The sequence below is a fragment of the Micromonospora sp. NPDC005686 genome, assembly GCF_042871665.1.
Lineage (GTDB): Bacteria > Actinomycetota > Actinomycetes > Mycobacteriales > Micromonosporaceae > Micromonospora.
On sequence record NZ_JBIAIY010000004.1, the window covers coordinates 426,836 to 447,378 of the forward strand.

At 73.1% G+C, this 20,543-nt stretch carries 24 protein-coding genes; 10 read left to right on the forward strand and 14 right to left on the reverse strand.

The features are described from left to right. Positions 1-2 precede the first annotated feature (2 nt). Positions 3-821: a PaaX family transcriptional regulator C-terminal domain-containing protein gene (locus tag ACFYON_RS12500; RefSeq protein ID WP_354864550.1), complete on the reverse strand. Its 819-nt coding sequence runs from the start codon at positions 819-821 to the stop codon at positions 3-5. A gap of 189 nt (positions 822-1,010) precedes the next feature. On the opposite strand from ACFYON_RS12500, the gene ACFYON_RS12505 reads away from it, so the two are divergent. Both ACFYON_RS12505 and ACFYON_RS12510 read left to right on the forward strand, forming a co-directional pair. Next, on the forward strand, positions 1,011-1,178 hold the full coding sequence (locus tag ACFYON_RS12505; RefSeq protein WP_013283866.1) for a DUF3117 domain-containing protein: 168 nt from the start codon (positions 1,011-1,013) through the stop codon (positions 1,176-1,178). Between the two features lie 144 nt (positions 1,179-1,322). Next, complete coding sequence (locus tag ACFYON_RS12510; RefSeq protein ID WP_354864553.1) at positions 1,323-2,828, forward strand: leucyl aminopeptidase family protein; 1,506 nt, start codon at positions 1,323-1,325, stop codon at positions 2,826-2,828. 12 nt (positions 2,829-2,840) lie between these two features. Here the strand turns inward: ACFYON_RS12510 and ACFYON_RS12515 are convergent, their stop codons facing one another. Beyond that, complete coding sequence (locus tag ACFYON_RS12515) at positions 2,841-3,413, reverse strand: O-methyltransferase (protein WP_354864555.1); 573 nt, start codon at positions 3,411-3,413, stop codon at positions 2,841-2,843. Between the two features lie 290 nt (positions 3,414-3,703). Between ACFYON_RS12515 and ACFYON_RS12520 the strand changes: the two genes are divergently transcribed. Together ACFYON_RS12520 and ACFYON_RS12525 are read left to right on the forward strand one after the other, a co-directional pair. Next, positions 3,704-5,008: a trypsin-like peptidase domain-containing protein gene (locus ACFYON_RS12520; RefSeq protein ID WP_354864557.1), complete on the forward strand. Its 1,305-nt coding sequence runs from the start codon at positions 3,704-3,706 to the stop codon at positions 5,006-5,008. A 72-nt stretch (positions 5,009-5,080) separates the two neighbouring features. Continuing rightward, entirely contained in the window at positions 5,081-5,503 is a 423-nt protein-coding gene (locus ACFYON_RS12525; protein WP_354864559.1) for a preprotein translocase subunit TatB, read from the forward strand. A gap of 144 nt (positions 5,504-5,647) precedes the next feature. Here ACFYON_RS12525 and ACFYON_RS12530 read toward each other — a convergent pair whose 3' ends face one another. The 3 genes from ACFYON_RS12530 to ACFYON_RS12540 all read right to left on the reverse strand — a co-directional run bounded on the left by ACFYON_RS12530 (position 5,648) and on the right by ACFYON_RS12540 (position 8,744). Then, on the reverse strand, positions 5,648-6,796 hold the full coding sequence (locus ACFYON_RS12530; protein WP_091415052.1) for an Mrp/NBP35 family ATP-binding protein: 1,149 nt from the start codon (positions 6,794-6,796) through the stop codon (positions 5,648-5,650). Positions 6,797-6,868: 72 nt separating this feature from the next. After that, positions 6,869-7,465 (reverse strand): DUF1003 domain-containing protein, encoded by a 597-nt coding sequence (locus ACFYON_RS12535; protein ID WP_354864562.1) that lies wholly within the window; start codon positions 7,463-7,465, stop codon positions 6,869-6,871. Then, entirely contained in the window at positions 7,458-8,744 is a 1,287-nt protein-coding gene (locus ACFYON_RS12540) for a magnesium transporter MgtE N-terminal domain-containing protein (protein ID WP_354864564.1), read from the reverse strand. Before ACFYON_RS12540 ends, ACFYON_RS12535 begins: the two co-directional genes overlap by 8 nt. Before the next feature lie 33 nt (positions 8,745-8,777). Between ACFYON_RS12540 and ACFYON_RS12545 the strand changes: the two genes are divergently transcribed. Continuing rightward, complete coding sequence (locus ACFYON_RS12545; protein ID WP_354864566.1) at positions 8,778-9,647, forward strand: PhzF family phenazine biosynthesis protein; 870 nt, start codon at positions 8,778-8,780, stop codon at positions 9,645-9,647. A 75-nt stretch (positions 9,648-9,722) separates the two neighbouring features. After that, positions 9,723-10,256, forward strand: a complete 534-nt coding sequence (locus tag ACFYON_RS12550) for a hypothetical protein (RefSeq protein WP_354864568.1) — start codon at positions 9,723-9,725, stop codon at positions 10,254-10,256. A 25-nt stretch (positions 10,257-10,281) separates the two neighbouring features. On the opposite strand, the gene ACFYON_RS12555 is transcribed toward ACFYON_RS12550, so the two are convergent. Continuing rightward, entirely contained in the window at positions 10,282-10,977 is a 696-nt protein-coding gene (locus tag ACFYON_RS12555; protein WP_354864570.1) for an HAD family hydrolase, read from the reverse strand. Positions 10,978-11,126: 149 nt separating this feature from the next. Here ACFYON_RS12555 and ACFYON_RS12560 point away from each other — a divergent pair, with 149 nt between their 5' ends. Next, positions 11,127-13,259, forward strand: a complete 2,133-nt coding sequence (locus tag ACFYON_RS12560; protein ID WP_387320742.1) for an APC family permease — start codon at positions 11,127-11,129, stop codon at positions 13,257-13,259. A 2-nt stretch (positions 13,260-13,261) separates the two neighbouring features. Here ACFYON_RS12560 and ACFYON_RS12565 read toward each other — a convergent pair whose 3' ends face one another. Both ACFYON_RS12565 and ACFYON_RS12570 read right to left on the reverse strand, forming a co-directional pair. After that, positions 13,262-13,549: a hypothetical protein gene (locus tag ACFYON_RS12565; protein WP_355094742.1), complete on the reverse strand. Its 288-nt coding sequence runs from the start codon at positions 13,547-13,549 to the stop codon at positions 13,262-13,264. 39 nt (positions 13,550-13,588) lie between these two features. Then, complete coding sequence (locus tag ACFYON_RS12570) at positions 13,589-14,413, reverse strand: SDR family NAD(P)-dependent oxidoreductase (RefSeq protein WP_355094740.1); 825 nt, start codon at positions 14,411-14,413, stop codon at positions 13,589-13,591. Between the two features lie 124 nt (positions 14,414-14,537). Here ACFYON_RS12570 and ACFYON_RS12575 point away from each other — a divergent pair, with 124 nt between their 5' ends. Further along, a complete protein-coding gene (locus ACFYON_RS12575; RefSeq protein ID WP_116503786.1) occupies positions 14,538-15,494 on the forward strand; it encodes a CoA ester lyase in 957 nt (318 codons plus the stop codon). A gap of 41 nt (positions 15,495-15,535) precedes the next feature. Here the strand turns inward: ACFYON_RS12575 and ACFYON_RS12580 are convergent, their stop codons facing one another. Beyond that, positions 15,536-16,036 (reverse strand): DUF4190 domain-containing protein, encoded by a 501-nt coding sequence (locus ACFYON_RS12580; protein WP_354864578.1) that lies wholly within the window; start codon positions 16,034-16,036, stop codon positions 15,536-15,538. Positions 16,037-16,152: 116 nt separating this feature from the next. Here ACFYON_RS12580 and ACFYON_RS12585 point away from each other — a divergent pair, with 116 nt between their 5' ends. Next, entirely contained in the window at positions 16,153-17,043 is an 891-nt protein-coding gene (locus ACFYON_RS12585; RefSeq protein WP_354864580.1) for an SDR family NAD(P)-dependent oxidoreductase, read from the forward strand. A gap of 3 nt (positions 17,044-17,046) precedes the next feature. On the opposite strand, the gene ACFYON_RS12590 is transcribed toward ACFYON_RS12585, so the two are convergent. Next, complete coding sequence (locus ACFYON_RS12590; protein ID WP_355094738.1) at positions 17,047-17,445, reverse strand: DUF4190 domain-containing protein; 399 nt, start codon at positions 17,443-17,445, stop codon at positions 17,047-17,049. A 172-nt stretch (positions 17,446-17,617) separates the two neighbouring features. On the opposite strand from ACFYON_RS12590, the gene ACFYON_RS12595 reads away from it, so the two are divergent. Further along, positions 17,618-18,814, forward strand: coding sequence for an acyl-CoA dehydrogenase family protein (locus ACFYON_RS12595; RefSeq protein WP_354865248.1), 1,197 nt, complete (start codon positions 17,618-17,620; stop codon positions 18,812-18,814). A 3-nt stretch (positions 18,815-18,817) separates the two neighbouring features. On the opposite strand, the gene ACFYON_RS12600 is transcribed toward ACFYON_RS12595, so the two are convergent. The 4 genes from ACFYON_RS12600 to ACFYON_RS12615 form a co-directional block, all read right to left on the reverse strand. Continuing rightward, the gene (locus tag ACFYON_RS12600) at positions 18,818-18,997 is read right to left on the reverse strand and encodes a hypothetical protein (RefSeq protein ID WP_354864584.1); all 180 of its coding nucleotides are present in this window, start codon (positions 18,995-18,997) and stop codon (positions 18,818-18,820) included. 345 nt (positions 18,998-19,342) lie between these two features. Then, positions 19,343-19,765 carry a CoA-binding protein gene (locus ACFYON_RS12605; protein ID WP_354864586.1) on the reverse strand — a complete coding sequence of 141 codons (423 nt, stop codon included), beginning with the start codon at positions 19,763-19,765 and terminating at the stop codon, positions 19,343-19,345. Between the two features lie 22 nt (positions 19,766-19,787). After that, the gene (locus tag ACFYON_RS12610) at positions 19,788-19,952 is read right to left on the reverse strand and encodes a hypothetical protein (RefSeq protein ID WP_354864588.1); all 165 of its coding nucleotides are present in this window, start codon (positions 19,950-19,952) and stop codon (positions 19,788-19,790) included. 152 nt (positions 19,953-20,104) lie between these two features. Further along, the gene (locus ACFYON_RS12615) at positions 20,105-20,521 is read right to left on the reverse strand and encodes a hypothetical protein (protein WP_387320744.1); all 417 of its coding nucleotides are present in this window, start codon (positions 20,519-20,521) and stop codon (positions 20,105-20,107) included. Positions 20,522-20,543: the final 22 nt, after the last annotated feature.

Consider the following 20,543-nt stretch of genomic DNA (forward strand, 5'->3'; position numbering starts at 1 on the left):
TTCTAACGACCCTTCTGTCGGGCGAGGCGGTTGCTGGCGTCGAGGCACTGCTCGACGTACCGGTCGGCGGCCGGCCGGAGCCGGGCCGCGTGCCGGTCGAAGAAGGCGGCCGCGCTGGTGCCCGGCCAGCGCTCGGGCAGCAGTGCCGGGGGCAGTTGCGGATCCCGGAACAGGAACGTACGCCATGCGTGCACGAGCCGGAACCGGGCTGCGTAGGCGTCCTCGTCGTTGCTGCGCACCGTGATGCCGGACAGCAGCGGCTTCTGCTCGGCGACGAAGCGTTCGTACGCCCGGCCGATCTCGGCCAGGTCCCAGGCGCGGCGGACCACGCCCATCGCGCCGGGCGTGCCCGCCGCGTGCGCGGCGGTGAACCGCTCGAAGCGCACGCCCGCCTCGTCGAGCAGCAGGTCGACGTCCTCCCCCGGGCGGGTGGCCACCCAGGTGCAGTCGTCGAGCGTGCCGTAGCCGAGGAAGGAGAGGTTGGCGGCGAGCCGCTGCCGGTCCCGTCGGGAGGCGGGCGCGGTGAGCACCAGGAGATCGAACCGCCCGTCCCAACTGTGCCGCCCGGTCCGGTAGATCCGGGACGCCGCCTCGTCGAGTCGACGAGCCGCCTTCGGGGTGATCGAATATCCCGGTCCGGACGCGAGCCGGAGCGGTTCCAGCCAGCCCTGGCGGACCATCCGGGAGACCGCGGTGCGTACCGCCGGTGGGGCGATCCCCAACGGGGCGAGCAGCTTGACCAGGGCGGCGACCGGTGCGCGGCCACCCCGGGCCCGGAGGTGGTCGCCGTACAGGTCGAAGAGTGCCGACCGTGCCTGCATGACCGCACATTGTGACAGGCCTATCCAAGATAAGCTAGATGCTGTTACATCAATGCTGCTTCGGTTTGGGTCCGGCGGTGTTCATCAGGGAAAATCGTTGGTCGAGCCTTCCGTGATGTTGCGGATGGCGATGGCGAAGTGGCTGTGGGGCAACTCACCGACCCTGGTGTAGGTCTGAGGGGAGACAACATGGCGGCGATGAAGCCGCGGACGGGCGACGGTCCGCTGGAAGTCACCAAGGAGGGCCGGGGCATCGTCATGCGGGTCCCGCTGGAGGGTGGTGGCCGGCTCGTCGTCGAGATGACTCCCGACGAGGCCACCGCGCTCGGTGACGCGCTGAAGGCGGCCGCGGGCTGATTCGAGGAGTGTCCCGCACGGCATCCGCCGCGCGGGCGGTTCGTCCTACCCTGAGCCACCGGGCTGCCCGGTGGCTCAGGGTCTTTCTCGACGGGTGCGCCATAAAACGTGCCTGTTCACCCCTTTTCGGAGGTACGGTCCAGCGTGCTGGTCATTCGTCTGGTGAGTGGGCCCGCGGGGCCCGACGCTCTCGTCCTGCCCGTCCGCCCCGGAGGGCCGGATTCCCCGGGCTCGTCGGACTCCCCGGACTCGTCGGCCCCGGCGGACTCCCCGGCCCGGCTGGTGTCGACCGACGTGCCGATCGGCGACGACGTGCGGGCCGAGGCCGCCGCCGTGCTGCCCGCCACCCGGCTCACCGGCGCGGCAGGTGAGGTGCGGGAGCACCTGCGTCCCGGCGGCTCACCGGCGCGGCTGTGGCTCCTCGGTGTCGGCGACGGCGACGAGCGCGATTGGCGTACCGCCGGGGCGGCGCTGGCTCGCGCGGCGAAGGATGAGACACAGATCACCATCGCGCTTCCCGGCGAGGCGACGGCGGCACTGCGCGGCCTGGCCGAAGGGCTGCTGCTCGGCTCGTACCGGTTCCGCCTGACCGAGGCCGGCGGCCGGTCCGCCCTGGCCGAGGTGGCGGTGCTCGTCGACGACCCGGAGGCGCTCGCCGGCACGCTCGCCGCCGCCCGGGCCACCGCCGAGACGACCCGGCTCGCCCGGGACCTGACCAACATGCCCTCGTCCACCAAGAACCCGGAGTGGTTCGCCGCGCAGGTGGCCGAGGCCGCGTCCGGACACCCCGGCCTGCACCTGCGGGTCCGTGGCCCGGAGGAACTGGCGGCCGAGGGCTTCGGCGGTCTGCTGGCCGTCGGCGGCGGATCCGCGAGCGGCCCGCGCCTGGTGGAGCTGGACTGGCGGCCCGAGGGCGCGCGTACCCACGTGGTGCTCGTGGGCAAGGGCATCACGTTCGACACCGGCGGTATCTCGATCAAGCCGGTGCCGGCCATGAGGCTGATGCGCAAGGACATGGCCGGCGCCGCCGCGGTGATCGCCGCGACGCTCGGCGCCGCCGAGCTGCGCCTGCCGGTACGCATCACCACGCTCGCCCCGCTCGCCGAGAACATGGTCAGCGGCTCGGCGTTCCGCCCCGGCGACGTGATCCGGCACTACGGCGGGCTGACCAGCGAGAGCACCAACTCCGACGCCGAGGGCCGGCTGGTGCTCGCCGACGCGCTGGCGTACGCCGTCCGCGAGCTGAAGCCCGACCTGCTGATCGACCTGGCGACGCTGACCGGCGCGAACGCGGTCGCCCTGGGCAAGCGGCACGCCGCGCTCTACAGCGAGAACGACAGGCTCGCCGCCGGCCTGCTCGACGCGATCACCGCGGCCGGCGAGCGGGCCTGGCGGATGCCGCTCGCCGACGACTACCTGGAATACCTGGCCAGTGACGTCGCCGACCTGCACAGTTCGCCCGCGCAGGGCGCCGGTTCGGTGGTGGCCGCGCTGTTCCTGCGGGAGTTCACCGGCGACCTGCGGGACCGGTGGGCGCACCTGGACATGTCCGCGCCGTCGTGGTCCGACGACACGCACGGCGAGCTGGTCAAGGGCGCCACCGGCTGGGGCGTGCGCGGGCTGCTGCGCTGGCTGGCGACGCTGGACTGAGTCGGGCCTGGGTCAGGCCTTCACGGCGGCGAGCAGGCCGGGGCCGACCGGCAGCAGCGCGGGCACCCACTGCTCCGACTCGCGGATCGCCTTGATCGTCTCCCGCACGGTGACCGTCTCGACGTCGCGCGCGGCCGGGTCGCTGATCCGGCCGGCCGCCAGCGCGCCGTTGAGCGCGAGCACCCCGCCGGGGCGCAGCAGCCGCAGCGCCGCGTCCACGTACGCGGCGAAGCCGGTCGCGACCGCGTCCACGAAGACCAGGTCGTAGGCGCCGTCCGCGAGCCGGGGCAGCACGTCGAGGGCCCGGCCGGTGATGATCCGGGTACGCCCCGACGGAAAGCCCGCCTCCTGGAACAGCCGTCGGGCGATGCGCTGGTATTCGACCTCGACGTCGATCGTGGTGAGCACCCCGTCCGGGCGCATGCCGCGCAGCAGCCACACGCCGCTCACGCCGGTGCCGGTGCCGATCTCCACCACCGCCCGGGCGTTGCCGGCGGCGGCGAGCAGCCGCAGCGCGGCGCCCGAGCCGGGCGTGACCGCTTCCACCCCCACCTCGTGGGCGAGGGCGCGGGCCGTGCGCAGCACGAGATCCTCGGGGACGAAAGACTCGGCGAAGTGAAGTGCCTGGGCCGTCGAACTGCCGTGACCGGCGACCGTGGCGATGGGACACCTCCGAGGGGCGGACTGGTGCGAGGGGCGGTATGCACTGTGAGCGTAGAGGCGGGCCGGTACCGGCGCAGCCGCGAGTCCGCCGCCGAGTGCTCACCGACGGCAACCCCTGACCCCATCCGCGCCATCCGTGTAATCCTGGATGCGTCCCGCGCGTCACTGTCGTCCGGCTCCGCCGGCCGCCGGCGCGGGGCCAGCGGGACGGAGTGGGAGGCACCGACGTGACCGACGGCTGGGACTGGCGGCGGCCCGGCGGATCGCCGGCACCGGGTGGGCCGGCGTCCGGACGACCGCCGCAGGACGCCCCGGGTCAGGCGCCCTCGCCGTGGTGGTCCGACGCGCTGGCCGACCCCTGGCGAGACCCGTACGCGCCCGCCGCAGTGGTGGTTCCGGCGGCGCCGGCACCCGGTGCGGGGGAGCCGGAGCCGGTCGTCGACCCCGATCTGCCGACCCGGCCAGGGCTGCGCCAGGTGGTGCTGATTTCGCTGGTCACGGCGCTGCTGGCCGGTTCCCTGGGCAGCGCCCTGACGTACGCGTTCCTGCGCGGCGGCGACGTGCCGACGATCGGCGCGCAGTCCGGGCAGGCCCCGGCGCTGGCCCAGCGCAAGCCCGAGTCGCTGGCCGGGGTGGCCGAGCGGGTCCTGCCCAGCGTGGTCACCATCCGCGTGGTCAGCCTCGGCGGCACCAGCGAGGGCTCCGGCTTCGTGGTGACCAGCGAGGGCCACATCGTCACGAACGACCACGTGGTCGCCGACGGCCCGGGCAAGGCCACAGTCGTTTTCAACGACGGCAGCACCGCGGCCGCCACCGTGGTCGGGCAGGACCCGGAGTCGGACCTCGCCGTGATCAAGGTCTCCCGCACCGGGCTGGCCCCGGTGCAGTTCGGCGACTCCGACGCGCTCGCCGTCGGCGACCCGGTGCTCGCCATCGGGTCACCGTTGTCGCTCGCCAACACCGTCACCGCCGGCATCGTGAGCGCGCTGGACCGGACCATGCAGGCCGGTGAGCCGGGCGGGCCGACCCGCTACTACGCGGCGATCCAGACCGACGCCGCGGTCAACCACGGCAACTCCGGCGGCCCGCTCGTCGACGGCGCCGGGCGGGTGGTCGGGGTGAACTCGACGATCAAGTCGCTGGTGGCCGACGGGCAGGAGGCGGGCAACATCGGCCTCGCCTTCGCCATCCCGATCAACCAGGCGAAGCGGATCACCGAGGACATCATCGGCACCGGCAAGGCCCGGCGTACGGTGATCGGCGCCCAGGTCGGCGGCACCGGCGCCGCCGGCGGCGGGGTACGCCTCAACGCGGTCGAGCCGGCCGGCCCGGCGGCGGCCGCCGGACTGCGTACCGGGGACGTGGTGCTGCGGCTGGACGGCCACCCGATGACCGATCCGACCGACCTGGTGGCCCTGGTGCGCAAGTACGCGCCCGGTTCGGTGGTGACTGTCGAGTACCGGCGCGGCTCGTCGCGGCAGAACGCGTCGGTGACGCTCGCCGCTGACGCGAAGTAAGCAGCGGTCACCCCCTCCCGGATGGTCACCTGACGTGCGTAGTCTTGCCCTGACACGGACGAGGAGGCCGCGGTGTTCGAGAACCTGAACTGGTGGGAGATCGGCGTCCTGCTGCTCCTGGCGCTGTTGATCTTCGGGGACCGGCTGCCCAACGTGATCAGCGACGGCCTCCGGATGGTCCGCAACCTGCGCAACATGGCGCGCGACGCCACCGGCGACCTGAGTCGCGAGCTGGGTACGGACATCCAGCTGGAGGATCTGCACCCCAAGGCGTTCATCCGCAAGCACCTGCTCAGCGAGGAAGACGAGCGGGCGATCCGCAAGCCGCTCCAGGGCATGTACGACAACCTGCGCTCGGACGTCACAGGCGTGCACGACGAGCTGAAGGACGTGGCCAAGGCCGCCGACCTGCGCACCCCGAGGGTCGCCACCAGCGCCCCCGCATCCACCCCCGCGCCCCCGGCCCCCCGCCCGTCCTACGACGACGCCACCTGAGCGCCACTCCTTCGCGGTCGATCATGAAGTTGACGGCGCGACACGCCGCTCCGGCGACCGCCAACCTCATGATCGTCTGCTGAAAAGGGGTCGCCCCCTCCCGCTTGGCGGGAAGGGGCGACGGAAGCGGGGGAGCGGCGCGGGCTAGCGGCCGGCGGGCTTGAGGCCCAAGGGCTTGCCGAGCAGGGACTCACGGCGCACGGCCAGGCGGTCGGCGACCTGGAACAGCGCCTTCGCGGCCGGGGCGTCCGGCTGGGCCAGCACGATCGGCTGACCGGCGTCGCCGCCCTCGCGGACCCGGGTGTCCAGCGGGATCTGCCCCAGCACCGGCACCTGAGCGCCGATCGTGCGGGTCAGCGACTCGGCCACCGCCGCGCCGCCACCGGCCCCGAAGACCTCCATCCGGGAGCCGTCCGGCATCTCCAGCCAGGACATGTTCTCGATGACGCCGACCACCCGCTGGTGGGTCTGCAACGAGATCGCGCCGGCCCGCTCGGCCACCTCGGCGGCGGCCGCCTGCGGCGTGGTGACGACCAGGATCTCCGCGTTCGGCAGCAACTGGGCCACCGAGATCGCGATGTCGCCGGTGCCCGGCGGCAGGTCGAGCAGGAGGACGTCCAGGTCACCCCAGTAGACGTCGGCGAGGAACTGCTGCAGCGCCCGGTGCAGCATCGGCCCGCGCCAGACCACGGCGGCGTTGCCGGGGGTGAACATGCCGATCGAGATGACCTTCACGCCGTGCGACTGCGGCGGCATGATCATGTCCTCGACGCGGGTCGGCGCACCGTCGGCGCCGAGCATCCGGGGCACCGAGTGACCGTAGATGTCCGCGTCCACCACGCCCACCGACAGGCCCCGGGAGGCCAGCGCGGCGGCCAGGTTGACGGTGACGCTGGACTTGCCGACACCGCCCTTGCCGCTGGCGACCGCGTAGACGCGCGTCCGCGAACCGGGCTGGGCGAACGGGATCACCGGCTCGGCCGTGGCGCCACCGCCGCGCAGCTTCGACTGCAGCTCCTGGCGCTGCTCCGGGCTCATCACGCCGAAGATGATCTCGACCCCGCTCACGCCGGGCACCGCGCCCACGGCGGCGGTGATGTCACTGCGCAGCTTGTCCTTCAGCGGGCAGCCGGCCACGGTGAGCAGCAGCTCCACCCGGACCACGCCGTCCTCGTCGCGCTCGGCGGACTGGACCATGCCGAGTTCGGTGATGGGCCGGCGGATCTCCGGGTCGTTGACGGTGGCCAGGGCGGCCTGGATCGCGTCGGAGACGGTGCTGACGGGTGCTGACATGCCCGCAATGCTACGTCGCGGGTCATCCGCCACCGCCGCTGGCGGGGGCGGTGTGAGCGATTCGATGACCGGTCAGCGGTCGCGCGCGTAGTCGCTGTCCAGCTCGTCCCGGGGCTCGTCCAGCGGCTCACCGCCGCCCGTCCGCCGGCCCTCGCGCTCCTGGTGCCGCCGCTCCCGCTTGCGCCGCCGCTCGGCCGCCTCGTCCAGTTCCTCACCCAGCCGGGTCAGCTCCGAGCGCAGGAAGTCCCGGGTCGCCACGTCACCCATCGCGATCCGCAGCGCGGCGATCTCCCGGGCCAGGTACTCCGTGTCGGCCTTCTGCAGCGTGGCCCGCCGCCGGTCCTCGTCCATCGCGATCCGGTCCCGGTCCGCCTGCCGGTTCTGCGCGAGCAGGATCAGCGGCGCCGCGTAGGACGCCTGGAGGGAGAGGATCAAGGTCAAGAACGTGAAGGTGTACGGGTCGAAGCGCAGATCCGCCGGGGCCAGCGTGTTCCACAGGAACCAGGCCACCAGGGTCAGCGTCATGTAGACGAGGAAGTTCGCCGTGCCCATGCCCCGGGCGATGCCCTCGGCCCAGCGGCCGAACGTCTCCGCGTCGACTCGGGGCAGCCGCAGGTTTCGCGGGGCGCGTGGCTGGTCCAGCCGGTCGCCCCGTCGCTGATCACTCATCGTCGCCGTCCAGGATTGCGTCGTCGGTGGCGGACGAGGGGATTGCCGCGTCCCGGTCCCGCCAGTCCCGCGGCAGGGAGTGGTCCAGCACGTCGTCCACTGTCACCGCGCCGACCAGCCGGTTGTTCCGGTCCACCACCGGCATGCCGACCATGTCGTACGTGGCCATCCGGCGGGTGATCTCGGGCAGCGGGGTCGACGTGCGCAGCGGGTCGATGTCGTTCGCCACGATGCCGCCGAGCAGGTCGGCCGGCGGTTCGCGGAGCAACTGCTGGAAGTGCACCATGCCCAGGTAGCGGCCGGTCGGTGTGGTCAGCGGGGCGCGGGCCACGAAGACCTGTGCCGCCACCGCGGGGGACAGTTGCGCCTCCCGGATCCGGGCCAGCGCCTCCGCCACCGTGGCGTCCGGCGGCAGGATCACCGGCTCCGAGGTCATCACGCTGCCGGCGGTGCCGGAGGCGTAGCGCAGCAGCTGGCGTACCGGGTCGGCCTCGTTTGGCTCCATCAGGTCCAGCAGCACGTCCTGCTCCGGCAGGGGCAGCTCGTTCAGCAGGTCGGCCGCGTCGTCCGGTTCCATCTCCTCCAGGATGTCGGCGGCCCGCTGGCGGTCCAGCGCGGCCAGGATCTCCACCTGGTCGCGCTCGGGCAGCTCGCTCAGCACATCAGCCAGGCGTTCGTCGTCGAGCGCGGCGGCCACCTCGTTGCGCCGGGAGTCCGGCAGGTCCTGCAGGGCGTTCGCCAGGTCGGCCGGGCGCAGGTCCTCCAGTACGGCGAGCAGGTTCGCCGTACCCCGGTTGTCGCCGACCGTGCCCAGGCCGCGGACCCGGTCCCAGTCGACCTGGTGGAGGTGGCCGCGGCGGGTGAGCCGGCCGGTGTGCTCGCGGACGGCGACCCGGCTCAGCGCCCACTCGCCGCCGCGGCTGTGCTCCATCGCCACGTCCACCACCGAGCCGGCCTGCCCGCTGTCGAGCTGGACCCGCCGGTCGAGCAGCTCCTGGAGCACCAGCAGCTCGTTCGGGCGCTTCTCGAAGCGGCGCAGGTTGAGCGTGCCGCTGCCGAGCACCACCGCGTCCGGGTCGATGGAGGTGATCCGGTTGATGGACAGGAAGATGCGCCGTCGCATCGGCATCTCGGCGACCAGGCCGACCACCTCCGGCGGTCGCTGGGTCGCGCGTATCCGGGCCACCGCGTCCCGGACGCGGCCGACCTGGTCGCCGTTCGGGTCGAAGACGGCGACTCCGGCGAGTCGAGCGAGGTAGACCCGGTTCGGCGTGCTCACGGGCACCAGCCTAAGGGCCTACTCTCTAGCAACATGTCGACCTTGGGCTACGAGATTGTGGACGTCTTCACCGACCGCCCGTTCGCCGGCAACCCGCTGGCCGTGGTGTTCGGCGCGGAAGGGCTGGCCACCGAGCAGATGCAGGCGCTCGCGCTGGAGTTCAACCTGTCCGAGACGGTCTTCGTGCTGCCCCCGACGCAGGTGGGCGCCACCTACCGGGCCCGGATCTTCACCCCGGCCGACGAGCTGCCGTTCGCCGGGCACCCGAGCGTCGGCGCCGCGGTGACCGCGAGCCGGCGTGGGGTGTTCGGCGCCGGCCGGGTAGCCCAGGAGTGCGGCGCCGGCGTCCTGCCGATCGAGGTGACGGCCACCGGCGCGACGCTCACCGGCGGCACGCCCACGCTCGGCCCGGAACTGGATCCGGAGCCGCTGCTGGAGATGGTCGGCCTCACCGGGCCGGACCACGTCGGCCCACCACCCCGGGTCGCCGGGTGCGGCCTTGAGTTCCCCTACCTTCCGGTACGCCCGGACGCGGTGGCCCGGGCACGGTTGAACACGACGGCGGCGCAGCGGTACGGAGTGGAGCACGTCAGCCTCTTCTCCTGGGACGCCGATTCGCAAACCGCGCACGCCCGGGTATTCGTGCCGGGGCTCGGCGTGCCCGAGGACCCGGCGACCGGCTCGGCCGCCCTGGGGCTGGGCGTGTGGCTGGTCGCCAGCGGCCTGCTTCCCGGCGACGGCCGCGCGGAGTACACCGTCCGGCAGGGCATCGAGATCAACCGCCCCTCCACGCTCGACTGCACGGTGACCGCCTCCGGCGGGCTGGCGGTGGGCGCGACGGTCTCCGGCCAGGTGATGCCGGTGGCCCGGGGCGAGATCAGCGTCCCCCCATTCATCGGCTGACCGCCCCGCCCTCCGCCCTCGAACTCGCTGATCACCGCGGGCCGGGTGGGCGGGGTGGGGCCAGCCGGGGTGGGAATGGGGGAGGATGGCGGGGTGAGTGACGAGGTGGACGAGCGGGTGACGCCGCCGCTCGTGGACGAGGCGGTGAAGAAGGCCGCGGTCTGCTGGGTGAGCACCGGCGGCGACCCGGCGTACGCGCTGTGGTGCCTGCCGGTGGAGGGCACGCTGCTCGTGGTCACCGGCCCCGGTGAGCAGGCCGCGCCAGGGCTGGCCGACAGCGACACCGCCGACGTGACGCTGCGCGGCGATCACGGCGGGCGGATCGTCACCTGGCCGGCGCGGGTGACCCGGCTGCGACCGGGCACCGAGGAGTGGGACACCGTCGCGCCGCTGGTCGCGGCGAAGCGGCTCAACGCCTCCGGCTCCGCCACGGAGCTGGTCGAGCGGTGGGCGGCGCGGGGCTGCGCGCTCAACCGGCTCGCGCCCGCCGGCACCGCCGTGACCGGCGCCGACCTGCCGGACGGTTCGCTCAGTGAGCAGGCCCGGCCGGCGCCTGTGGTGCGGGCCGTCCGCAAGCCGTTCCGCCTGCACCGCGTCCGCCGCCGTTGACCGCCGGAAGCCGTTGACGAGGCGGTCAGGCGACGGGGACCGGGTCGAGCAGGCCGAGCACGTCCGTCAGCGAGGCCAGCGACGGCCCGTGGAAGCCGTGGTCGGCGTTGAGCACCATGTGGTCGGCGAGGTCCGGCGCGGCCAACCGGACCGCGCTCAGCCCGGCCCGCTCCGCCCCGGTGAGTTCTTGACTGTCGCCGTCGCCGACGTAGAGGCAGTCGGCGGGCTCCTGGCCGAGCCGGTAACACGCGGCCAGGTAGAGCGCCGGATCGGGCTTGCAGCGTCCGAGCCGTACCGAGAAGACCTGGGCGTCGAGCAGTGGCGCGACGGCGAGCTGCGGCAGGAACGCCGGCAGCTCGTGCGTGCAGTCGCTCACCAGCCCGGTGCGTACGCCCTGGTGGCGCAACGCGGCCAGCACCGGCACCGCCTCGGCGCGTAGCCGGGTGCCGGCTCGCACGGCCCGGTGGCGGGTGGCGACGGCGGCGCGTACCGCCGCGTCGGACGGGTGGACGCCGAGCCGGGCGCACACCCACCGCATCGTCGACTCGGCGTCGCCGAAGGACCCGCTGGCCCGTTCGTAGTAGCTGCTGTCCAGCACCTCCACCAGGGACTCGGTGGAGCAGCCGAGCGCCTCGGCGGTGGCGCGGTGGGCGGCTGCGCGCCGCGCGCCGTGGGTCAGGGTGCCGAAGAAGTCGAACAGCACCGCCTGGAACCTGGGCATGAGGGACGCCTCCGGACGTCTGTCCGGCATCGCCGGGACGCGCACGATCGTAACGGTTCGTTGACGTTGCGTGTCGGTCGGGTGTCGGACTGCTACCCGTCGCGCCGTTCCGGCCACCGCGCGGTCCGTTTTGCACGAAAGTGCTCAGGGTGGGGGCGGACCGGGACGACGCGGCGGAGGCGGGCACCGTCGTCACGCCCTCGGCCGAGTTCCCGCCGCTCGGCGACGAGGAACGGGTGGCGCTCGGCCGGATCGGCGCACGCTGGCGCGGCCCGCGCGACGCGGGCGACCTGCCGGTCGACCCCGCACTCGGGCGGCACGACCACCATCCGGCGCCCACCCGGTTCGGCCGGCTGGCGCCGATCGACATGTTCACCGTCGCGCAGCCGGGCGAGCTGGTCGCCACCGGGGCGGCCGACCTGCCCGGCGGCCGGGCCGGGCGGGCCGCCACCCGGGTCCGCCGGGCCCTGGTCGGGCCGCCGCTGTCCAGCGCGTCGGTGCTGTACGAGCGGATGCGCAAGCTGGTCGCGCTGCCGGTGCTCTCCTCGGACCTGCTCAGCTCCGTGGCGTACGGGCCGGAGGCGATGCTCGCGGTGCTGGTGCTGGCCGGGAGCGCCGCGCTGGGACTGGCCCTGCCGCTCGCCGCAGTGCTCGTGGTGCTGATGGTCGCGGTCGGCCTGTCCTACCGGCAGACCATCCCGGCCTATCCGCACGGCGCCGGTTCCTACATCGTCGCGGGGGACAACCTCGGGCGTACGCCGGGACTGGCCGCCGCGGCCGGGCTGATGCTCGACTACGTGCTGACCGTGTCGGTGTCGGTGGCGGCCGGGTTGCACGCGGTCACGTCGGCGCTACCCGGGCTCGGCCCGTGGACCGTGCCGCTCGGGGTGCTGGTGATCGCCGTGCTGCTCGCCGGCAACCTGCGCGGCGTACGCACCGCCGGGAACATCTTCGTGCTGCCCACGTACGCGTTCGTGGTGGTGCTGGTCGCGGTGCTGGCGGTCGGGTACGCGAAGGCCGCCTCGCGGGGTTTCGCGCCGCTGCCGCCACCCTCGGTGCCCGCCGCCGAGGGCCTGGGCCTGCTGCTGGTGCTGCGCGCGTTCTCCTCCGGTGCGGTGTCGATGACCGGCATCGAGGCGGTCTCGAACGCGGTGCCCGCGTTCCGGCCGACCGAGTGGCGCAACGCCCGCACCACACTCGGCTGGATGGTCGCCATGCTGGTCACGCTCTTCGCCGGCCTGGTCGGGCTGATCCACCTCGACGGCCTGGCGCCCCGGGCGGACCAGACGCTGCTGTCCCAGCTCGGCCGGGTGACGTTCCCGAGCGGGCCCGGGTACGCCATCCTGCAGGCCACCACCGCGTTGATCCTGCTGCTGGCCGCGAACACGGCGTTCAACGACTTCCCCCGGCTGCTGTTCTTCATGGCCCGGGACGGCCACGCGCCGCGCCGGTTCCTGCACATGGGCGACCGGCTGGCGTTCAGCAACGGGCTGGTGGCGCTGGCGCTGACCGCCGCGCTGGTCTTCGTCGCGTTCGGCGGGCACACCGAGCGGCTGATCCCGCTCTACGCGGTGGGTGTGTTCCTCGCCTTCACGCTGTCCCAGACCGGGATGGTGGTGCACTGGCGGCGCCGCCGGGGGCCGGGATGGCACCGCCGGCTCGCGCTGAACGCGGTCGGTGCGGCGCTGTCCGGGCTGGTGCTGCTCACCGCGGCGGTCGCCAAGTTCGCCGAGGGCGCCTGGGTGGTGGTGGTCGCCGTGCCGCTGCTGGTGCTGCTGTTCCGCCGGATCCACAGGCACTACGACCGGCTGCACGGCGCGCTGGCGCTGCACTCGCCGCCGCCCGCGCCGCCCGCCGAGTGCGACGAACTGCCCCAGCAGGTACGCCATCTGGTGGTCGTGCCGGTGGCCCGGCTGAACCGGGCGTCGCTGCGCGCGCTGGCGTACGCGACGTCACTCGGGCGGCCGACGCTCGCCGTGCACATCGCTCCGGCGCAGGACGAGGCGGACCGGTTCCGGGACCAGTGGCGGACCTGGGGCGACCACCTGAAGCTGGAGACGATCGTGTCGCCGTACCGGTCGGTGATCGGGCCGCTCGCGCACTACCTGGAGGCGCTGCACACCGCGAGCCCGGAGCTGACGCTCACCGTGATCGTGCCGGAGGTGGTGCTGCGCCGGCGGCGGTACCGGTTGCTGCACAGCCGCGCCGAGCAGCGGCTGCGGACCGCGTTGCGGGCCCTGCCCGGCGTGGTGGTCACGAGCGTCCCGGTGCACGTGTCGTGACCTCAGACGTCGCGTACCTCGAGCACCCGGGTGGCGGGCGCGGCGTCGCCCAGCTCGGCGCGCAGCGCGGCGCGCTCCGGGTCGACCAGGAACGCGTCCAACCCGGCCCGGGCGGCGAACCGGATGACGTGCACCTCGGTCTCCCCGTCGCCGGTGCGCAGCCGCCGTTCCAACTCGCCGCCGTGCCGGCCGAGCAACGCCAGCACGGCGTCCTCGTACCGCCGCCCGGCCGGCGCGTCGGCGCTCAGGTCGACCAGCGCGACCAGCAGGACCTCGTTCCCCGTCGTCATGGCGTCGAGTGTCCCAGCGGACCGCCGGTCGCGCCGCCCTCAGGCGTCGACGCCGACCGCATTCGCGCTGGCCGTCCAGAGCCGCGCCGCAAGCGCCGGGTCGGCCGCCTTGGGCCGGGGCCGGTGCGGCTTGCGGTCGGCGTAGTAGCCGCCGTTCGTCAGCCGGGACGGGTCCTGGCAGGCGAGCCACACGAGCGTCTCCGCGCCCTTCTCCGGGCTGCGGAACGGCAGCAGCCGCATGCCGAGCGCCACGATCCGGCTCTCGTTGCCGAAGCGGGTACTCACCACACCGGGGTGGAAGACGTGCGCCGGCACCTCCGGCCGGCGCCGGGCCGCCTCGGCGGTGAACAGGATGTTCGCCTGCTTGCTGGTGCCGTACGCGCGGAACGGCCGGTACGAGCGCAACGCGGCGTTGAGGTCGTCCGGGTCGAGCACGCCGCTGCGGTGCGCGTCCGAGCCGGTGACCACCATCCGCCGGACCCGGTCGGCCAGCAGGTTGCTGAGCAGGAACGGGGCGAGGTGGTTGGCCTGCATGCTCAGCTCGAAACCGTCGACCGTGGTGATCGGTTCCAGCACGATCGCGCCCGCGTTGTTGACGAGCACGTCGATCCGGTCGTACCGCTGGCGCAGCCGCTCGGCGAGCCCGCGTACGTCGTCGAGCACGGCGAAGTCGGCGCGGAACAGCTCCGGCTGCTCGCCGCAGCACTCGCGGACGCGCTCGCCCGCGGCGCGCAGCCGGGCCGGGTCGCGGCCGACCAGCACCACCTGGTCACCACGGCGAGCCAGCTCCTCCGCGGCGGCCAGCCCGATGCCCGAGCTCGCGCCGGTCAGCACCACGATCCGACGGTCAGTGAGATCTTCCACAGGTCCATTCACCCCGGTCACGGCACGAGGTTACCGTGGCGTCACCACGCCCTTTGGGATCGTTAAGTTCTCGAAATCCACCGCTGCGTCGGCACCCCCGCTTGACGCTGGAAGGAGCGCATCCATGACCGCTGTCGGTCGTCCCCGCCGATCCTGCCTGGCGGTACCCGGCTCCAGCGTCAAAATGCTCGGCAAGGCCCAGGGCCTCCCCGCCGACCAGGTCTTCCTGGACCTGGAGGACGCGGTCGCCCCGCTGGCCAAGCCGGACGCGCGCAAGAACATCGTGGCGGCGCTGAACGAGGGCGACTGGACGGGCAAGACCCGCGTGGTCCGGGTGAACGACCTGACCACGCCGTGGACCTACCGGGACGTCATCGAGGTGGTCGAGGGCGCCGGGGCGAACCTGGACTGCATCATGCTGCCGAAGGTGCAGAACGCCGAGCAGGTGCACTGGCTGGATCTGCTGCTCACCCAGATCGAGAAGACGCTCGGACTGGAAGTGGGCCGGATCGGCATCGAAGCGCAGATCGAGAACGCGGCCGGGCTGGTGAACGTGGACGCCATCGCCGGCGCCTCGCCCCGGGTCGAGACGATCATCTTCGGCCCGGCCGACTTCATGGCCTCGATCAACATGAAGTCGCTCGTGGTCGGCGCGCTGATCCCGGACTACCCGGGTGACCCGTACCACTACATCCTGATGCGCATCCTGATGGCCGCGCGGATGCACGACAAGCAGGCCATCGACGGCCCGTTCCTGCAGATCCGGGACGTGGACGCGTTCCGGGAGGTGGCGAAGCGTTCGGCGGCGCTGGGCTTCGACGGCAAGTGGGTGCTGCACCCCGGCCAGATCGACGCCGCCAACGAGGTCTACTCGCCGGCGCAGGCCGACTACGACCACGCCGAGCTGATCCTCGACGCGTACGACTACTACACCTCGGAGGCGGGCGGGAAGCTCGGCGCGGTGATGCTCGGCGACGAGATGATCGACGAGGCGTCCCGGAAGATGGCGCTGGTGATCGCCGCCAAGGGCCGGGCCGCCGGCATGTCCCGCACCTCCTCGTTCACGCCGCCCGCGTCCTGACCGCCCGCCGGGCCGCCCCCGCCCGGGGCGGCCCGGCGGCCTCAGTAGCCGCCGTTGCTGCTGGTGGCGGCGCCGATCACGATCACGCCGATAACGATGTAGAGCAGGATGAACGCGGCCACGAGCCCGCTCACGAGCCAGCCCACGATGATCGCCGCCAGGGCCATGCCGTCACCCTGCTCACCGGTCTCCCGGATCTGCCTGCGGGCGACGTGGCCCATGATCGCGCCGATCGGCGCGGTGATGCACGAGACGATGCCGACCAGCGCCAGCACCAGCGCCACGATGGCCAGCGAGTTCGTGGCGGCCGCCGGCATCGCGTAGCCGGGATAGGCGGGCGGGGGGTAGGCGGGCATCGGCGGGGCGTACTGCTCGCCACCGGGCGGGGCGTACGGCGACTTCGGATCCGCGATCGGCGCGTACGGGTCCATCGGCGCGTACGGGTCCGCCGGGCCCGGCTGGCTCGGAACGGCCGGCGGGCCCGACTGCGGCCCGGCCGCCAGCGGGTCCTGCCAGCCGCCGGGCGGTGGGGGATAGGTCATCTGATCATCTCCAGGTACGTGGTCGCGCCCAGGGTAGCCACCCGGCGCGCGACACGGACCTCCCCTTTCCGGCCGCGGCGTTGCCCGTGGGGTCGGCAGCGGGCAGGATCCTCGGCATGGCACTTGACGCGCGTGGGGGTCGGTCGCGACGGGACATCAGCCGGCCGGGGGCGGTGCGGCGCCCGCGCGGCGGCGAGCCGGCCGGCGTCGCCGACTCCGAACGGCCCGCGACGCTGCCCGAACCGGCCACCATGCGCCTGGACGGCCGGGTCGCGCTGGTGACCGGTGCGGGCAGCCCGGACGGCATCGGGTACGCGACCGCGCGCCGGCTGTCCGACCTGGGTGCCCGGGTGGCGATCGTGTCCACCACGAGGCGCATTCACGAACGCGCGGGCGAGCTGGGTGTGACCGGTTTCGTCGCCGACCTCACCGACGAGTCGGAGGTGGGCGCGCTCGCCGACGCGGTGGCCGAGCAGCTCGGCGACGTCGAGGTGCTGGTGAACAACGCGGGGCTGGCCAGCCGGGCCAGCCCGGAGGTGCTGCGTCCGGTGGCCCAGTTGACGTACGACGAGTGGCGCGGCGAGATCGACCGCAACCTGACCACCGCGTTCCTGTGCAGCCGCGCGTTCATCGGCGGCATGGCCGAGCGGGGCTGGGGCCGGATCGTCAACCTGGCGGCCACCGCCGGGCCGGTGAACGCGCTGCCCACCGAGGCGGCCTATGCGGCAGCCAAGGCCGGCGTGGTCGGGCTGACCCGGGCGCTGGCGATGGAGATGATCGCCGACCGGGTGACCGTGAACGCGGTGGCGCCGGGCATCATCCACACCGCGGCGTCCACCATCGTCGAGATCAAGCAGGGGCTCGGTACGCCGGTCGGGCGCCCCGGCACCCCGGACGAGGTGGCCGCCGCCATCGCGTTCCTCTGCTCGCCGGCCGCCTCGTACATCACCGGGCAGATGCTCGTGGTCGACGGCGGCAACAGCGTCCGGGAGGCGCAGTTCCGCTGACCGTCAGTAGCCGCTGTTGTCGGAGTTGGCCCAGAACGCCAGCCCGATCCAGCCGCAGCAGGCCAGCACGGCGAGCGCGGTGAAGATGTAGCTGAGGATCAGGCCCCAGGTGGCGAGCTGGTCGCCGTCCTCGCCGGTCTGCCGGATCTGCCGCTTGGCCAGGTGGCCGCAGACGATGCCGGCGGGCGCGAACACGAAGGCGAAGACGAGCGACAGGATGGCGAGCACGTTCGTGCCACCGGCTCGTGGTCCCTGTCCGGGCGGGCCGTACTGGCCGTAGGGCGGTTGCGGCGCGTACGGCGGCTGGCCGTACTGGGGGTGCTGTTGGCCGTACTGCGGCTGCCCGTACGGCTGGCCGTGCGACGGCGGCTCGTACGGTGACGGTGGCTGCTCGTCACTCACGCGCGCCCCTTTCCCCAGGTCGACGGCCCTTTCTCTTGCGGACGCTACCCGCAGCGGTGAACCTTTTCACAGCGGTTGTGTGGACTGGTCACCTTGGCGCGGCCGGTCCCGGGGCCGATACTGACCGAACGTTCAGTTACCCATGAGTAAGGTGCCGACCCCGGAGGCTGAGATGGCCCGACTCGCCCAGACACCCGGACTGACCGACGTGCAGCGGTCGATCCTGGAAACCGTCCGGGAGTTCGCCGACAAGGAGATCATCCCGCACGCGCAGCGGCTGGAGCACGCCGACGAGTACCCCAGCGACATCCTCGACGGCATGCGCGAGATGGGGCTGTTCGGCCTCACCATCGACGAGGAGTACGGCGGCCTGGGCGAGTCCCTGCTGACCTACGCGCTCGTGGTCGAGGAGCTGTCCCGGGGCTGGATGTCGATCTCCGGCATCGTCAACACCCACTTCATCGTCGCGTACCTGATCTCACAGCACGGCTCGGCCGAGCAGAAGGCCCGGCTGCTGCCCCGGATGGCCACCGGCGAGGTGCGCGGCGCCTTCTCGATGTCCGAGCCCGAGTGCGGCTCCGACGTCTCGGCGATCAAGTCGAAGGCCGTCCGCGACGGTGACAACTACGTCCTCAACGGCCAGAAGATGTGGCTGACGAACGGGGCGTACTCCTCGGTGGTGGCCACCCTGGTCAAGACCGACACCGGGGCCGACTCGGTCTACGGCAACATGAGCACCTTCCTGCTGGAGAAGGAGCCCGGTTTCGGCGAGACCGCGCCCGGCCTCACCATCCCCGGCAAGATCGACAAGATGGGCTACAAGGGCGTCGAGACCACCGAGATGGTGCTCGACGGCGTCACGGTGCCCGCCTCCGCCGTGCTCGGCGGTGAGGAGAAGGTCGGCCGCGGCTTCTACCAGATGATGGACGGCATCGAGGTCGGCCGGGTCAACGTCGCGGCCCGCGCCTGCGGCATCTCGATCCGGGCGTTCGAGCTGGCTGTCGCGTACGCCCAGCAGCGCCACACCTTCGGCCAGCCGCTGGCCCGGCACCAGGCGATCGCCTTCAAGCTCGCCGAGATGGGCACGAAGATCGAGGCGGCGCACGCGCTCATGGTCAACGCCGCCCGGCTCAAGGACGCCGGCCAGCGCAACGACGTCGAGGCGGGCATGGCCAAGCTGCTCGCCTCGGAATACTGCGCCGAGGTGGTCCAGGAGGCGTTCCGGATCCACGGCGGCTACGGCTACTCCAAGGAGTACGAGATCGAGCGCCTGATGCGCGAGGCGCCGTTCCTGCTGATCGGCGAGGGCACCTCGGAGATCCAGAAGACCATCATCTCGCGCGGCCTGCTCAAGCAGTACAAGCAGTAGGGCTCAACGTTCCGCCACGCCGGGGGCCGGTTCCGGTGCAGTGACCGGCAGCCCCACCGCCCGTGCCTCCGGCGTGGTCCGGAACCGCTCGATCGCGGCGATCAGCCGCTCGTCCGGCACGGTCAGGTCGCGCCCGCCGATCACCGGTCGGGGCAACCGCTCCGGCTCCAGACGGAGGTGCACACCGCCGCCGCGCTCGCCGGACCGACCGCCGGGCCACCAACCCCGGTGCGGCGCCGTGCGGCCCGGCCAGCCGGGCCCGCCAGATCAGCCGGCCGGTCCGCCGTGGCCGCCAGTACCGCTGCGCCAGGTGCCCCAGCATCACCAGCCACACCACGTCCCGGACCGCCCCGAGGTGTGACGGGTCCAGCGCGAGGAGGACCCGGCCGCTCACCGCGGCCACCGCCGCGCCGGCCGACAGCGCCAGCAGCCTTCGGGACCAGAGCCCGGCGCGGTCGGGCACCGCGGCAGCCGTTACCGGGCCGGGACCGGACATGCCCGGAAGGGTACGCGGCGCGTGCCGCGTCGTCAGGCGGCCGTTCCGCCGGTTTTCCGGCTCAGCCCGGCGGCGGCCCGCTCGACGATGAGGCACCTGTCCTCGACATAGTCGAGGCCGGCCTCCTCGGCGATCCGGCGTGCCTCGTCCGAGAAGATGCCGAGCTGCAACCACACCGCCGGGGCGCCGATCGCCACCGCCTGCCGGACCACGTCGACCGCGTCCCGGGCCGGGCGGAACACGTCGACCAGGTCGACCGGGTGCGGGATGTCGGCGAGCGTCGGGTACGCCTTCTCGCCGAACAACTCGTCCACAGTCGGGTTGACCGGGATGATCCGCCAGCCGTGCCGCTGCATCTCCAGCGGCACACGGTGCGCGGCCTTGCCCGGGTCACGGGAGGCGCCCACGACGGCGATCACGGCGGAGTCGGCGAGAATCTGCTGAGCGGAGCGCACGGGAAAACTCTAGCGCCGCCGCTCACTCCTCGCCGGCGAGCGTGCGGCGCAGCCTGGCGTACTCCTCCCGGGTGCCGATCGCGGCCCGGTGTTCGGGGTGGGTCAGGTAGTGCCGGATCGCCCCGGCGATCAGCGCGGGCGCGGCGCCCACCTCGCGTACCGCAACCGTCGTGCCGTCCCGGCCCACGCCGCGACCGGCGCGGACCAGGTCCGGCCGGACGACGGGCAGCGAGATCGCCCGGCCGACCTGCCGCCAGCCGACCGGCCGTTGCGGGTCGAGGGCGGCCCAGGGGACGAACCACTGCCGTTCGAGGCGGCGGTGGGTGATCCCCTCCGTGGTCAGCTCGACCCCGGCACCCGGAACCAGCTGACCGCGATGAAGACGATCGCACAGGCGAGGAAGAACGCGGCCAGCAAGGAGTCCCAGCCGTTCCTCCCCGGACTGTCGGCGGTGACGGCCTCGCGGTAGAACGTGAAGCCCACCAGGACGGTCAGGAAACTGACTCCCGCCCGTGGTGGGGCGAAGAACGCCCGCGACTCCTCGTCCACCCGCAGCTCGGCAGTGCTGGGCGGGCGGCGGAGTTCCCGCAGGGCAACGCCGAAGAACACGGCGAGCGGCACCAGGCGGACCAGTGTCACCGGCCCGCCGGCCTCGCCCGCGCGCAGGTCGACAACGGCGGTCAACCATCCGGCGATGAGCGCGACCGCCAACGCGATCCGCTGCCGGCCCAGCGCCGCCCCGAAGGTCTCCCGCATGGTCGGCACGTTAGTCGATACG